Consider the following 14,439-nt stretch of genomic DNA (forward strand, 5'->3'; position numbering starts at 1 on the left):
ACCTCCTAGGGCCTCGCCGAACTCGGCGCCGGATATCTCGCTCAGCGGCGACGGTTGCGGGGCTGCCAGACGACCAGGGCGGTATTGCGTTGCGGGGGGATCAGTTCCGGCCGGTAGTCCGGCCGGGACCGTTCCCGTTCCAGCTCCGCGGCCAGTTCCACGACCCGCTGCTGGAGTTCGGTCACCTGGTTGGTGAGTTCGATGATCCGTTTGATCCCGGCCAGGTTGACGCCTTCGTCCTGGGAGAGCCGCTGCACCTCACGCAGCAGCTCCACGTCCCGTTCCGAATAGCGCCGACCGCCACCCGACGTGCGCTGCGGTGTCACCAATCCCAGCCGGTCGTAGGTGCGCAGGGTCTGCGCATGCATACCTGCCAACTGGGCGGCCACCGAGATCACAAAGTATTCTGTGCTCGATTGGCGGCCCTCCCGGGGCCCTCCGTGGTTACGCTGCGCTGCCGCCTCCGGGCCCATCGCTCGGGCCGCCGGACGCGCCGAGCTACTCTCGGGCGACACCCGTTTCGGATCGTTGGACATCACGCACCTGCCCATCCAGCTCTCGGATCGAAGCCGCTGGCCTTCTCCGCCTCCTGTAGCGCGCGCATCGCGGCCACGGCATCGTCGTCCAGCTTCGGCGGCACGGCGACCTTCACGGTGACCAGCAGATCACCGGCTCCGCCACCACGTTTGGGAACCCCACGACCACGCACCCGGAGGGTGCGCCCGTCCGCGGTACCCGGTGGCACCTTCACGCCGACCCGGCCCTCCAGGGTGGGCACCGATACGGTCGTGCCGAGCACCAGTTCACTGTAACTGACGGGGAGTGCCAGGGTGAGGTCGTCGCCGGTCCGGCCGAAGACCTTGTCCTGGCTGACCCGCACCGTGACGAACAGGTCACCCGAGGGCGCCCCGCGCAGCCCGGCCTCGCCCTGACCGGCCAGCCGGATCCGCTGTCCGTCGGCGATCCCGGGCGGGATCCGGACATTGATGGTGCGGGTGCGATTCTGGATACCGCTGCCGTGGCAGTCCACGCACGGATCGTCGATGATCGAACCGGTGCCCCGGCAGTCGTCGCACGGCTCACTGAATCCGAACGCGCCCTGATTCCGGCTCACCACCCCGCTGCCGTTGCAGATCGGGCACACCCGCGGGCTGGTGCCCGGTTTCGCGCCGCTGCCGTGGCAGGTGGTGCACGGCGACGGGCTGGTCAGGTGCAGCGGCACCGTCACACCGCGGGCCGCCTCCCGGAACCCGAGAGTCGTTTCCGCCTCCACGTCCGAGCCTCGGCGGGGCCGGCTGGTGCGGGTACCGCCGCCACCGCCCCGGTTGAACAGGCCCCCGAACAGATCGCCCAGACCACCGTCGGCCGCACCCGCCTGGCCGAAGATATCGCCCAGGTCGAAACTCTGGGTGAAACCACCGCCGGCACCGGGCGAGAAACCGCCACCCCGGCCGTACCCGCCGCCGGCGAAAAGGCGGCGGGTCTCGTCGTATTCGGCACGTTTGGCCGAATCCGACAGCACGGTATGGGCCTCGCTCACGGCCTTGAACCGTTCCTCGGCCTTGGGGTCACCCGGATTGGCGTCCGGGTGCAGATCACGGGCGAGTTTGCGATACGCCTTCTTGATCTCTTCGGTGGAGGCGTCGGAGGAGACACCCAGTTCCTTGTAGAAGTCCTTTTCGATCCACTCCCGCTGGCTCACCGGGCATCTCCTCCTTTCCGCGTTGTTCCGCGACGCCGCGCTGTGGAATTCGTTTCGCGACGCCGCGCGGTGGAATCGCTAATTTTTCGATCCGGCATCCGCATCCGATGCCTCCGCTGCGGCGGGTTCCGCCGCGGCAGCGGCATCCGGACCCGCTCCGATATCGCCTACGCCGTCGGTCACCCCGACCAGCGCGTGCCGCAGCACCCGCTCACCGAACCGGTACCCCTTGCGCATCACCACACCGATCACCGGATCGTGCCCGGAACCTTCGTGCTGAACGGCCTCGTGCAGATTCGGGTCGAAAGGTTCGCCCTCGGACCCGAATTCGTCGAGCCCCTGTTTGCGCAATGCCTCGATCAGCTTGTCGGCCACCGAGCGCAACGGCCCGGATTCCAGATCACCGTGCGCTTTGGCACGGTCCAGGTCGTCGAGCACGCCCAGGAGTTCGGTGACCACTCCGGCCTTCGCGGTGTCGATGGCGGTCTTGCGATCGCGTTCGACCCGGCGGCGGTAGTTGGTGTACTCCGCCGTCAGTCGTTGCAGATCGGCGGTGCGCTCGGCGAGTTCGGCCGCCGCATCGGGCGTGGCCGCGGTTTCCGCGGCCGCCACGTCGATGCCGTCACCGTCCTGACCGGACTGCGGAGCCTGCGGGGCGATCGCCTCACCGGCCTCCTCGACCCCGGCCGGGGCGGTCTCATCGGCCGCCCCGGCGGGTTCGCGAACCTCACCGGTCTCCGGATCGATCTTGCGTTTGTCGACGAAGCTGATCGGTTCCTCGGAATTGTCGGCTGCGTTCGTCACTTCTTCTCCGTGTCGACCGGCTCGTCCACGACCTCGGCGTCGACCACTTGGTCGTCACCGGCTGCCCCGGCGCCCGCGGCGCCGTCACCGCCGGCCGCGCCCTCGGACGCCTGAGACGACTCGTAGATCGCCTGACCCAGCGCCTGCGATTCGGTGGCCAGCTTCTCCACCGCGGCCTTCACCGCGGCGGTATCGGTGCCCTTCAGCGCCTCGTTGGCCTCCGCGATGGCGGCCTCGACCTTGGACTTCACGTCCGCCGGGACCTTGTCCTCGTTATCGGCGATGAACTTCTCGGTCTGATGGACCAGCGATTCGGCCTGGTTGCGGGTCTCCGCCTCCTCGCGACGCGCCTTGTCCTCGGCGGCATGCGCCTCGGCGTCCTTGACCATCCGGTCGATCTCTTCCTTGGACAGGCCGGAGCCGTCCTGGATCTTGATCGTGTTCTCTTTACCGGTGCCCTTGTCCTTCGCGGTCACGTGCACGATGCCGTTGGCGTCGATATCGAAGGTGACCTCGATCTGCGGCACACCGCGCGGGGCCGGCGGGATACCGGTCAGCTCGAAGGAGCCGAGCAGTTTGTTGTGCGCGGCGATCTCGCGCTCACCCTGGAACACCTGGATCTGCACCGACGGCTGGTTGTCATTGGCCGTGGTGAAGGTTTCCGAACGCTTGGTCGGAATGGTGGTGTTGCGCTCGATGAGGTTGGTCATCACGCCACCCTTGGTCTCGATACCCAGCGACAGCGGGGTCACATCGAGCAGCAGGACGTCCTTGACCTCACCCTTGAGCACACCGGCCTGCAGGGCGGCGCCGACGGCGACGACCTCGTCCGGGTTCACGCCCTTGTTGGGCTCCTTGCCACCGGTCAGTTCCTTGACCAGTTCGGAGACCGCGGGCATGCGGGTGGAGCCACCGACGAGCACGACATGGTCGATATCGGCGACCTTGATCCCGGCGTCCTTGACCACGGACTGGAACGGCGCACGAGTGCGGTCGAGCAGGTCCGAGGTGATCTTCTGGAACTCGGCGCGGGTCAGCTGCTCGTCGAGGAACAGCGGGTTCTTCTCCGCGTCGACGGTGATGTAGGGCAGGTTGATCGAGGTGCTCTGCGAGGAGCTCAGCTCGATCTTGGCCTTCTCGGCGGCCTCACGCAGCCGCTGCATGGCCATCTTGTCCTTGGTCAGGTCGATGCCCGAGCTGGCCTTGAACTTGTCGACCAGCCAGGAAACGACCCGCTCGTCCCAGTCGTCACCACCGAGGTGGTTGTCACCGGAGGTGGCGCGGACCTCGACGACGCCCTCGCCGATTTCCAGCAGCGAGACGTCGAAGGTGCCGCCACCGAGGTCGAAGACCAGGATGGTCTGTTCCTTGTCGCCCTTGTCCAGGCCGTAGGCCAGGGCCGCGGCGGTGGGCTCGTTGACGATACGCAGCACATTGAGGCCGGCGATCTGGCCGGCTTCCTTGGTGGCCTGCCGCTGGGCGTCCTCGAAGTACGCCGGGACGGTGATTACCGCGTCGGTGATCTCCTCACCCAGGTAGGACTCGGCGTCGCGCTTCAGCTTCATCAGCGTGCGCGCGCTGATCTCCTGCGAGGTGTACTTCTTGCTGTCGATCTCCACGGTCCAGTCGGTGCCGATATGGCGTTTGACCGAGCGGATCGTACGGTCGACGTTGGTGACGGCCTGGTTCTTGGCGGGCTGGCCCACGAGAACCTCGCCGTTCTTCGCGAACGCGACGATAGAGGGCGTAGTGCGCGAACCCTCGGAGTTGGCGACGACGACCGGCTCACCACCTTCGAGAACGGCGACGACCGAGTTCGTGGTCCCGAGGTCGATTCCGACCGCACGAGCCATTTGTGTTCCTCCTCATTTTCGACTGCTTGTGTCTGTACGGGCTGTTGCCCACTGCGCCGGAGGCGCACCGGACCCCTCTGCGCCGAAGGCGCACCGGACCCCCCGCGCCGGAAGCGCGACGAGAACACGGCGCCGACCGGCGCCCGGACCAGCCCCAGGCACTGCGTAGAGCACGGTCCCAGCAATGCTGAGCGTGGTCGGCTCAATCCTGCCCGTCTCCGCGCGGACCGTCAAGTCAAACTTGAGTCGGACCCACTCAACATTGCCGATCAGCTCAACCCCCGGGCCCGGCGATCTATTCCCACCCGCACGCCGCTACCCGGAACCACTCTTCACCGCACCCACCTCGGGAAACCCCGGGCGGTGCGCAATCGCGACCCGGCCGTGCCGCGCCCGGGACCCGCCATCCGGCCGCGCCCGGATCCACATCGACCCTCGATCGGAGCTATTGTCAATGCTCCGCCCGTGGTCACCGTGCGCGCCGCGCCGGATGCGGTCATGAGCGAACCCGTAGCGTGGATGAGGTAGTCGAAGCGAGGATCCGAGGATGGCCACTGGGGTGGGCCTGCACATCGCCGAGGATGCGTGCACCGCGGCGATCGTCAGCGATGACGGGGACCCGCATTTCGTCATCCGCGAGCCGATTCTGCATATGTCCGAAGACGGCGACGCGGCGCTCGGCGGACTGTCGGCCCCACCCGGATACACCCACACGATCACCGGTTTCGTTTCGGCCGTAGGCGATCCGGCCGGGGTGTCGGTGGACGACGGTGAGGCCTATCGCGGTGAAGACCTGCTCGCCACCGCGATGTTCTGCCTGATCAACCTGACCGCCGAATACCTCAACGGCCCCGCCGAGTTCTACGCCACCCATCCGGGCGACTGGCCCGCCGCGCAGGTCTTCGCACTACGCGGCGCACTCGACTATCTGGGTCTCAAATCCGTTGCCCTCATCGGCGAGAACGAACTGCCGCCACGCGGCGGCCACAGCGCGGAGGACATCGGCCGGTATTTCGCCGAGAGCGCCGGCCGCGCCGCCCTGGCCGTGGTACTGGAGACCCCGGCCGGCGCGACCCCGCCCGACCCCACCACCGCCGAGAATTCCTTCCTCGACACGGTCGTCATGCCGAAACTCGGCGCGGGCGACACCCCGGCCAAGGCGTACTCCGCGGTGACCCCCGCCGCGACGTATCCCGTGGTTACCCCCGCCGACACGTACTCCGAGGTGGATCCGGCAGCCGCGGACCCCGAGGCCACTTACGGCGGACCCAGCCTGGGTGTACTCGCCGCCGGATTGGGGATCAGCTCGGCGGCCGGCGTGCTACCGGCAGCCGACCCGGGCGTCCCGGATGCCGGCCCGCCCGCCCGGGAATCCACCACGACGCCACCGCGCGGAACCCCCCGCCCCACCGCTCCGGCCGAGCCGAAGGTCTCCCGGCGCACGGTCGTGCTGGTAGCGGCGGCCGCACTAGTGGGTCTCCTGATCGGCGCACTGGGGGTCACCGCTTTCCTGCGCCCGGGCGCCGCCGAACCCGGCCCGGCACCGGCGGCCACCACGGTCACCGAGACCCCTCCTGCGCCACCGCCCGTGCTGCCGCAGCCGGTCGCGCCCCCCGCCGAGCCGACCTACGAGCCCGAACCGACGTACGAACCCGAGCCGACCTACGAGCCCGAGCCGACCCCTGCGCCGGCGCCCCCCGTCGCCACCCCGGCCCCGGTGACCACGACGACGCAATCGGTGCCGCCCACGAGTTCGGTTCCGACCAGCACCGAACCGACCGGTCCGACGCTCACCGAGCCCACCACCAGCGAAACCACGACAACTCGGGCGCGGCCCGGGTTCGAGTTCTTTCCGTTCCCCATGCCGTTCCGTACCGAAGATCCGGACCTTCCCGACACCGGTTCCAAAGAAGGCCGTCAAGAGGAAGCCAGATAGCGCTTTGTGCCTTAGAGTGTTCGCCTGACCGGTGTTTTCCCGGCCACCCCGGCAGCCCGGTCAGCTCGACCAAACCTGTGCGCCAACGGATTCAATCCCGTGGCCACGGATTATCGGCACACAGTGCCTACGAAGGGACTCCATGCGCAAGTCGGTGGCGCGTCGCGCCGCGGTCAAAGCTGCCATCCTCAGCTCTGCCGTTCTCCTGACTCCTCTGTTCGGTGCGGTCCCGGCGACCGCGGCACCCGCTCCGGAACAGCTCAGAGCCGAGGACCTGCCGGCCGAATTCGTACAGGCGTTGTCCCGCGATCTGCATATGACCCCGACCGAATATCTGGACCGGTCGGCCCGCGCCCAGCAGCTGCAGGATTATGCGGCCGAATTCCGCGCCCAGCGTCCCGACGTTTTCGCCGGTGCGTGGATGACCCCCGACGGTAATCCGATCGTCGCCGTAACCTCGCCGGATGCCGCCAAGGTGGCCAGCGCCGATGGGTACCACACCCGGCTGGCGCCGGTTTCGGCCGCCGCACTGGAAACCTCGCTGACACAACTGAATCAATGGGTCGCCGGACAGCCCCGGGATATCTCGCAGGTGATCAATTCGATCGCCATCGACTTCCTCAACAGCCAGCTGGTGGTGAATGTCGCGAATACGCCGCTGGCGCATGTGCTCAATCTGCCGACCCTGATCGCCAACATCAAAGTCGTCCTCGGCCCGGAGGCCGGCGGCCCGGTGGAACGCCACCCCATGGGTGGCGACACCTATATCAGTGCTCCCGGCCCGCTCGATGATGCCGAACTGCGCAGCGTCGATGTCTGCTCGTTCGGCTTCAACAGTGTCGACTCCGCCGGGAACGCACTGAATATCAGTGCCGGGCACTGCAATCCGAATCTCGACAAAGGCGATGAACGCGCCGCCGTGTACGGACCGAATGTCCGGAATATCCCGGCGAGCCCGCAGCTCGGCACATTCGTGAAATCGGAACTGGGCGGCGCGAGCAACCTCGACTACTCGGTGATCCAGCTGAACGAACGCGCGGTGAGCTCGGGAATGGATCAGCCGTCCGTGCGCGGCGCCAACGGCACCACCCTGAATGTCACCGGAACCGCCGATCCCGTGGTCGGCGCGCCGGTCTGCAAGTCCGGCCAGTCGTCCACCTTCACCTGCGGCTTCGTCGTCGCCGACCGGGTGGAGACCCAGCTGTTCACCACCGAGGGCGCGGCCAAGACAATCCGGGGTTTCGCCAGCACCGCCTGCACCCTGGGCGGTGACAGCGGCGGCGCCATCGTCACCGGCACCCTGGCCCTCGGCATCACCAGCGGTTCCAATGCCGCCGACGCCCCGGACTGCGGCGAGGCCAACATCGCGCTGGCCCAATACGGCGGCACCGCCACCCTGGGCATTCCGATCCGCGCGATCCTCGCCGATATCGATGCGACCTCCGGTGGCGGCCTCGGTAGCGGTGTCAGCGTACGAACCAGGCCGAACGCCGGATGAGACCGATATAGTCTCTGCATGCTCATGCCACGCATAGGTAAACGGCGAACGGCGCCGTCCAGAAGCCGCACCTACCGGGCCGCGGTGGCCGCCTCGGCAGCGGTGCTGTTGTTCGGCCCCACCGCGGTCTCCTCCGCCGTCCCCGACCCCGGTCTCGGCCTGCCCGCCGACCTCGTCGCGGCGCTGAACCGCGATCTGCACATCTCCCCCGAGGAGTACCTGCAGCGCGCCGATACGGCGCAGCAGGTGGCCGCCTTCGCCACCACCGCGCAGCGGCAGTTCCCGCAGGTGTTCGCGGGCGCGTGGCTCGACGAACACGGCCAGGGCGTGGTCGCCCTGGCTCCCGGGCCCGGCGCCGAGGAAGCGCGCGGAACCGCGGAGTCGACCGGATTCGTCGTGCGCAACGTCGCCAAGAGCGAACAGACCCTGCGCGGTGAGAAGAGCGCCTTCGAACGCTGGCTCGACGGCCAGCCGCCCGCCGTCTCCGCGCTCGTGCGCGGTGTCGTGATCGATACGGTCAACAACAGCATCGCCGTGCGCGTCGACCAGGCCGGTCTGCCGATGCCGAACTTCGTCGATCCGGCCCGGGTCATCGTTATGGCGCCGCCGGTGGCGGCGGAGACGCTGCCGGCCGCGGATATCGCCGAAGGCAGCGCCGCGGCACCGATCGGTGGCGGCGACGGGTTCGCCTCGGTCGCCGGTGACGGCTCCCTGCGCTGCTCCTTCGGGTTCAACGGTGTCGGCCCCGCCGGCAACACCGTGAACATCACTGCCGGACACTGCAACCCGGATCTGGACAATGTCGGCGCCGCCACGGTGCACGAATCGCTCGGCGGTAACCGCGTGGGCCCGCAGATCGCCACCTTCCAGAAGTCGGTGCTCGGTAACCAGGACTACTCCATCCTCGGTATCGCGGACGGCGCCGCGGGCCGCTTCGAGAACAATCAGGTCAAGGTCCCCGGGGCCGCGCCGGTGCCGATCGAAGGAGTGGCCACCCCGGTCGTCGGCGCGCCCGTCTGCAAGTCGGGTTCGCGGACCGGTTTCAGCTGCGGTGTGGTGAACGCCGTCGATCAGACAGTCCAGGTCGGCGATCGTCAGCTCACCCAGAGCTTCTCCGCCAATATCTGTGCCCTGCCGGGTGACAGCGGCGGCCCGATCGTCACCGGACGGCTCGCCCTGGGTATCTCCAGCGCCTCCTCGGTCGCCGACTACCCGATCTGCGAAATCCCGAACATCCTGGGCGTGCTCACGGGTAACGCCCCGCAGTTGTTCGCCCAGCCGGTGAGCGTGGTGCTCTCCGACAACCCGGGTCTGCGTATCCGCACCAGCTAGAACTCCGCCGAGTTCAGCACCTGGCAGAGCACGATGAGGCCGGCAGCAGAGATGCTGTCGGCCTCATCGTATGTCCGGGGTACCCAACTGGGTGGTCGCCGCCTGAGCCGGCGAAGGTGCGGCCTGCGTGGGTCGGCACCGGACCCAGCCGCTCTGGGCTGCGCGCCGGTCACGCTCGGTGCCGGTTCGCCGCACCGAGCCGCCGGGTACGGGCCCACGGCACCGGAGACAAAACAAGCGAGGGGCCGGCAGCACGTGCTGCCGGCCCCTCGCTTGTGAGTGGATTACGTATCAGGGCTGTCCCGGCGGTTTGCCACCGTTGGCCCACTTGCTCTGTCCCGGGTCGGCCTGCAGGGTCTGGACCAGGTCCATGGCCGCAATACCGAGTGCCGGACCGCCCAGCGCGATGGTGCCGAGAATGCCGCCGATACCGGCGCCGGCGATGGCAGCCGGAATGCAGCCGATGGCCAGCAGCGGCAGGCCGAGGATGCAGCCGAGGAGACCGCCGACGACCACACCCGCGGCAGTGCCCACGAAGCCACCGACCGCGGTCGCGATGGAGAACTGGGTGGCGAATTCATTCATCGCCATCTGGTTCTCCGCCGGCGAAGCGATGGGCTTGGCGGTCAGGTTCACCGCCTGCATCGGCTGCTGGGTCTGGATATCGGTCTTCTCCGGAGTCAGCTCCAGGACCGTGTCGTCGTTCTTCAGCACCGGCTTCACCGGAATCTCGGTGCCGCCTTCCACGCCCAGGTTGACGGGCCAGGAGATGACGACCGCACCACTCTTGTCCTTGACCTGGACAAACTGTTCTTTTTCGGGGGCCGCGCCCGGCTCGGCCGAGATGGGTTGCACCTCTTCCTCCGCGATAGCGAAGGTGCCGCCCTGCAGCGTCGTGACGACTGTTTTCTCCACCATCTGGACGGAGTAATTGATCGCAGTCGGGGCAGCGGGTGCCGGGTCGGCGTGGGCCGTACCGAAGCCCACGGCGAGCGAACTGGCGGCCAGTGTTGCGACCACAGTGGATCTAGCGAGTTTCATCCAATTCCAATCGGGTGTGCGGCGTGACATCTCTCCGCGAGAGGGCCGATGTAGATCGGACCCGTTTTCCTCCCCGAGCGTTATGAGAAGTCACGCTTCCTGATAGATCGGGCTGAGCGTAGTCGAATGCGTTGGCGAAAGGCGAGATTCGTGTCCCAAACGTGAGAAACCGACGGGTAAGCCTGGCCTTATCGCAGCCGCGGACAAGGGGCCCTTTACGGTGTTCATCAGCAGGAACAGTTATGGCCAGCCAACTGAATAAGGTGACATTGATCACGCCGTGATCTGCACGGGAAAGCCCAGGTAGATACCGCTCCGGTGCATCGGCGATCGTACACTGGACACCAATAGTTACTGACGAGTAACTTACTGGCGGTTACGATACGAGCCGGACGAGGTTACTCATCGTTCCTCGCACCTCGTGTTGCCTCGAAAGAAAGGTCGCGACATGAATGCCCTGACAGTGACGCTGGGCACCTTGGGAGCGGCGCTCAGCCTGCTGTGTTGGGTGTCGTTTCTCGGCGGCGCCGGAAGCATCGTGCGGACCATCATGGTCGGCCAGTCCGCGCCGGACCGGTGGCGGCCGTTCTTTCCGCGCTTCAAGCAGATGCTCGTGGAGTTCATCGCGCACACCCGGATGAACAAATTCCGTACCGTCGGCTGGGCGCACTGGCTGGTCATGGTCGGCTTCATCGCGGGAGCACAGTTCTGGTTCATGGCCTATGGGCAGACCTTCAAGCCCACCTGGTCCTGGCCGCTGATCGGGGAAACCTGGTGGTTCCACCTCGGCGACGAGATCCTCGGCGTCGGCACCGTCGTCGGCATCGTGGCGCTGATGATCATCCGCCAGCTGAATCACCCGCGGGTGCCCGACCGCCTCTCCCGGTTCAGCGGATCGAAGTTCGGCCCCGCCTACTTCGTCGAATGGGTCGTACTCGCCGAGGGGCTCGGCATGGTGCTGGTGAAGGCGGGCGTGCTGTCGCTGCACGGCCACTCCAGCTGGACCGACCCGATCACCGGGCAGATCGCCAAGGTGATCCCGGCCGACGTCACGCTGATCTCGATCTTCGCCTTCGTCAAGCTGATGTCCGGCATGATCTGGCTGTACATGGTCGGCCGCAACATCACCTGGGGTGTGGCGTGGCACCGGCTGTCGGCCTTCCCGAACATCTACTTCAAGCGTGAGGACGACGGCGGCGTCGCCCTCGGTGCCGCCAAGCCGATGATGTCGAAGGGCCGCGCCCTGGACATGGAGAACGTCGACCCCGACACCGACACCCTCGGGGCCGGCCGGATCGAGGACTTCTCCTGGAAGGGCTGGCTGGACTTCACCACCTGCACCGAATGCGGTCGCTGCCAGTCACAGTGCCCGGCCTGGAACACCGGAAAGCCGCTCTCTCCCAAGCTGCTGATCATGTCGCTGCGCGACCACGGTTACGCCAAGGCGCCGTACCTGCTGGCCGGTGGCCGCACGGATATGGGCGGCGACGAGGTCGGCCTGGTCGACGCCGACGGTAAACCGGACGAGGCCGCGCTGGCCAAGATCTCCGAGGCCGCGCGCGCCGAGGCCGAGCGTCCGCTGGTGGGGGCCGAGGATGTTCGCGGCATCATCGACCCCGAGGTGCTGTGGTCGTGCACCACTTGCGGTGCCTGCGTGGAGCAGTGCCCGGTGGATATCGAGCATGTCGACCACATCATCGATATGCGCCGCTACCAGGTGCTGATCGAATCGGAGTTCCCGTCCGAGCTCGCGGGTCTGTTCAAGAACCTGGAGAACAAGGGCAACCCGTGGGGCCAGAACGCCAAGGACCGGCTCAACTGGATCAACGAACTCGATTTCGATATCCCGGTATTCGGTAAGGACGCCGACAGCTTCGACGGGTACGAATACCTGTTCTGGGTCGGCTGCGCCGGCGCCTACGAGGACCGCGCCAAGAAGACCACCAAGGCCGTCGCAGAACTCCTCGCGACCGCCGGTGTGAAGTTCATGGTGCTGGGTCAGGAAGAAACCTGCACCGGCGATTCGGCCCGGCGCGCGGGTAACGAATTCCTGTTCCAGCAGCTCGCCATGCAGAACATCGAACTGCTGAACTCGGTGTTCGACGGTGTGGAGCAGAAAAAGAAGAAGATCGTCGTCACCTGCGCGCACTGCTTCAACGCGCTCAACAACGAGTACCCGCAGGTCGGCGGCACGTACGAGGTCGTGCACCACACCCAGCTGCTGAACCGGCTGGTACGCGGTAAGCAGCTCGTTCCGGTGAGCCCGGTATCGCAGAACGTCACCTACCACGATCCCTGCTACCTGGGCCGGCACAACAAGGTCTACGACGCGCCGCGTGAGTTGATGGCGGCGTCGGGTTCGAACCTGGTGGAAATGCCCCGCCACGGCGAGCGGTCCATGTGCTGTGGTGCCGGTGGTGCCCGGATGTGGATGGAAGAGCAGCTGGGCAAGCGCATCAATATCGACCGCGTGGACGAGGCGCTCACCACCTCCCCCGCGAAGATCGCGACCGGCTGCCCGTTCTGCCGGGTCATGCTCACCGACGGTGTCACCGCACGCCAGGAGTCGGGTCAGGGCGAGGGCGTCGAGGTCGTCGACGTCGCGCAGCTCATGCTCGAATCCGTCGAGCGGCAGCAGCCGCAGCAGCTGACCGCCAATCTCACGGTCATCCAGGAACCCAAGGCCGAACCGGAACCCGAGCCCGAACCGGTCGCCGAAGCCGCGGCTCCGGCTGCCGAAAAGGCCGCCCCGAAGGGTGGCGGCCTGGCAATGAAGGGCCCGGCGAAGGCACCCGGCAAGGGTCTCGGTATGAAGGGCGCCGCGAAGGCGCCTGGTGCGAAAGCCCCCGCGGAAGCCGAAGCCGGTGAAGCGGCTCCGGCCGCGCCTGCCAAGGGTCTGGGTATGAAGGGCGCCGCCAAGGCACCCGGCGGCAAGGGTCTCGCCATGAAGGGCGCGGCCAAGGCGCCCGGAGCCAAAGCCGAAACCCCGCCCACGGAAACCGCTCCGGCCGAAGCCGGTGAAACCAAAGCGGCTCCGCCGGTGAAGGGTCTGGGTATGAAGGGCGCCGCCAAAGCGCCCGGCGGCAAGGGTCTCGCCATGAAGGGCCCCGCCAAGGCACCCGGAGCCAAGGCACCCAGCGGAAAAACGCCCGCGGCGGAACCGGCTGAGTCCACCACCGAGGCGGAGGCCACCGCGAACTCGGCTGCGACCGAAACCAAACCCACGGTCGCCGCCAAGGGCCTCGCGATGAAATCCGGCTTCAAACGCCCCGGCCCGAAGGCGCCGGGCGCCAAAACCGCTGCACCATCAGCGGACTCGGCGGCAGCAGAATCCGCCCCCGCGCAATCCGCGTCACCGGCAGCGGCCGAAACCACGGAGACCGAGCAGTCCACCACGGCGGCACCGGCCGAGAGCAAGCCCTCGAAACCGGCCAAGGGTCTGGCGATGAAGTCCGGCTTCAAGCGCCCGGGTCCGAAAGCGCCCGGCGCCAAGGCTCCTGCAGCCGAAACCGTGGAATCGGCTCCGGCCGAGTCCACCGCGGAAGCGGCAGCCGAAACCTCCGAATCCGGCAACGGAACAGCGGGTAACGGGTCCAGCGCGACCCCACCGGCCGCCAAACCGGGCGCTCTCGGCTTCAAGTCGGGCGCGAAGGCACCCGGCCGCAAGGGCTGACCGCAGAACACAACAGAACACGGCGACGGATCCGGCGCTTTCAGCGCCGGATCCGTCGCTCATTCCGGATCCGCGCCGGCATGCGGCTATCGGCCCGTCTGGATGGACTCGTGCCGCCGAGATAGGCGTGCTGTGGCGATCATGGACGCAGTGGCACGCGGCGCGGACGAACGATCCGGTGCGTGATTCGCCAGCCCGCTGCGGTCCGTTCGAAGGTGTCTTGGTATGTGACGCTGCCGACAGACCCGTCCGTCATGATTCCGAGACCCTTGGATTCCGTGCGCGCTCTTCCCTCGTACGCTTCGGTGAACACGATGTTCGTGACGTGATGGGCTACGGGATTCGCCTCGCCCAACGAAAGGGCAGCCTCTCGGATCGACTCCGGTCCCACCAGGACACCGCCGCCCAAGGCGCTCACGTCGTAGACGACATCCTCGGTGAACAAAGCCCACATCCCTGCGAAGTCGCCCCGGTCGGTCAGATGCCCGTGTGAGTTGATCAGTTCCGTGATGGCGAACCGGTCCTCGGCGGTCAGCATGGCTCATATCCTCCAGCCGTCGAAACGGGGAAGTCCCCATTTTATCTACCGGTACCGTAAAC

General features: G+C 67.2%; 10 protein-coding genes. 4 read left to right on the top strand and 6 right to left on the bottom strand.

Going from position 1 to position 14,439, the window contains the following annotated elements:
• Positions 1–41: 41 nt before the first annotated feature.
• From ACIA75_RS02365 to dnaK, 4 genes are all read right to left on the bottom strand, one after another.
• On the bottom strand, positions 42–473 hold the full coding sequence (locus ACIA75_RS02365; protein ID WP_397100857.1) for a heat shock protein transcriptional repressor HspR: 432 nt from the start codon (positions 471–473) through the stop codon (positions 42–44).
• Positions 474–535: 62 nt separating this feature from the next.
• Positions 536–1,702, bottom strand: a complete 1,167-nt coding sequence (gene dnaJ / locus ACIA75_RS02370; protein WP_397099042.1) for a molecular chaperone DnaJ — start codon at positions 1,700–1,702, stop codon at positions 536–538.
• Between the two features lie 78 nt (positions 1,703–1,780).
• Positions 1,781–2,506, bottom strand: coding sequence for a nucleotide exchange factor GrpE (grpE, locus tag ACIA75_RS02375; protein WP_397099044.1), 726 nt, complete (start codon positions 2,504–2,506; stop codon positions 1,781–1,783).
• Entirely contained in the window at positions 2,503–4,359 is a 1,857-nt protein-coding gene (dnaK, locus tag ACIA75_RS02380; protein ID WP_397099046.1) for a molecular chaperone DnaK, read from the bottom strand. The genes grpE and dnaK overlap by 4 nt, the downstream gene beginning before the upstream one ends.
• A 547-nt stretch (positions 4,360–4,906) precedes the next feature.
• Here dnaK and ACIA75_RS02385 point away from each other — a divergent pair.
• From ACIA75_RS02385 to ACIA75_RS02395, 3 genes are all read left to right on the top strand, one after another.
• The gene (locus ACIA75_RS02385; protein ID WP_397099048.1) at positions 4,907–6,295 is read left to right on the top strand and encodes a hypothetical protein; all 1,389 of its coding nucleotides are present in this window, start codon (positions 4,907–4,909) and stop codon (positions 6,293–6,295) included.
• 142 nt (positions 6,296–6,437) lie between these two features.
• Positions 6,438–7,793 (top strand): S1 family peptidase, encoded by a 1,356-nt coding sequence (locus tag ACIA75_RS02390; protein WP_397099050.1) that lies wholly within the window; start codon positions 6,438–6,440, stop codon positions 7,791–7,793.
• A gap of 24 nt (positions 7,794–7,817) precedes the next feature.
• Positions 7,818–9,125: a S1 family peptidase gene (locus ACIA75_RS02395; protein WP_397100859.1), complete on the top strand. Its 1,308-nt coding sequence runs from the start codon at positions 7,818–7,820 to the stop codon at positions 9,123–9,125.
• Positions 9,126–9,416: 291 nt separating this feature from the next.
• Here the strand turns inward: ACIA75_RS02395 and ACIA75_RS02400 are convergent, their stop codons facing one another.
• Positions 9,417–10,196: a hypothetical protein gene (locus ACIA75_RS02400; protein ID WP_397099052.1), complete on the bottom strand. Its 780-nt coding sequence runs from the start codon at positions 10,194–10,196 to the stop codon at positions 9,417–9,419.
• Between the two features lie 418 nt (positions 10,197–10,614).
• Between ACIA75_RS02400 and ACIA75_RS02405 the strand changes: the two genes are divergently transcribed.
• Positions 10,615–13,839 carry a heterodisulfide reductase-related iron-sulfur binding cluster gene (locus ACIA75_RS02405; protein WP_397099054.1) on the top strand — a complete coding sequence of 1,075 codons (3,225 nt, stop codon included), beginning with the start codon at positions 10,615–10,617 and terminating at the stop codon, positions 13,837–13,839.
• Between the two features lie 139 nt (positions 13,840–13,978).
• Here ACIA75_RS02405 and ACIA75_RS02410 read toward each other — a convergent pair whose 3' ends face one another.
• Positions 13,979–14,377, bottom strand: coding sequence for a nuclear transport factor 2 family protein (locus ACIA75_RS02410; RefSeq protein WP_397099056.1), 399 nt, complete (start codon positions 14,375–14,377; stop codon positions 13,979–13,981).
• Positions 14,378–14,439: the final 62 nt, after the last annotated feature.

This window comes from Nocardia sp. NPDC051750 (assembly GCF_044453135.1).
Lineage (GTDB): Bacteria > Actinomycetota > Actinomycetes > Mycobacteriales > Mycobacteriaceae > Nocardia.

Excerpts from the sequence above, each read along its gene's own strand:
- ACIA75_RS02365 (WP_397100857.1), bottom strand. The coding sequence starts at position 473 with ATGGGCCCGGAGGCGGCAGCGCAGCGTAACCACGGAGGGCCCCGGGAG.
- dnaK (WP_397099046.1), bottom strand. The coding sequence starts at position 4,359 with ATGGCTCGTGCGGTCGGAATCGACCTCGGGACCACGAACTCGGTCGTC.
- ACIA75_RS02385 (WP_397099048.1), top strand. The coding sequence starts at position 4,907 with ATGGCCACTGGGGTGGGCCTGCACATCGCCGAGGATGCGTGCACCGCG.
- ACIA75_RS02390 (WP_397099050.1), top strand. The coding sequence starts at position 6,438 with ATGCGCAAGTCGGTGGCGCGTCGCGCCGCGGTCAAAGCTGCCATCCTC.
- ACIA75_RS02395 (WP_397100859.1), top strand. The coding sequence starts at position 7,818 with ATGCCACGCATAGGTAAACGGCGAACGGCGCCGTCCAGAAGCCGCACC.
- ACIA75_RS02400 (WP_397099052.1), bottom strand. The coding sequence starts at position 10,196 with ATGTCACGCCGCACACCCGATTGGAATTGGATGAAACTCGCTAGATCC.
- ACIA75_RS02405 (WP_397099054.1), top strand. The coding sequence starts at position 10,615 with ATGAATGCCCTGACAGTGACGCTGGGCACCTTGGGAGCGGCGCTCAGC.
- ACIA75_RS02410 (WP_397099056.1), bottom strand. The coding sequence starts at position 14,377 with ATGCTGACCGCCGAGGACCGGTTCGCCATCACGGAACTGATCAACTCA.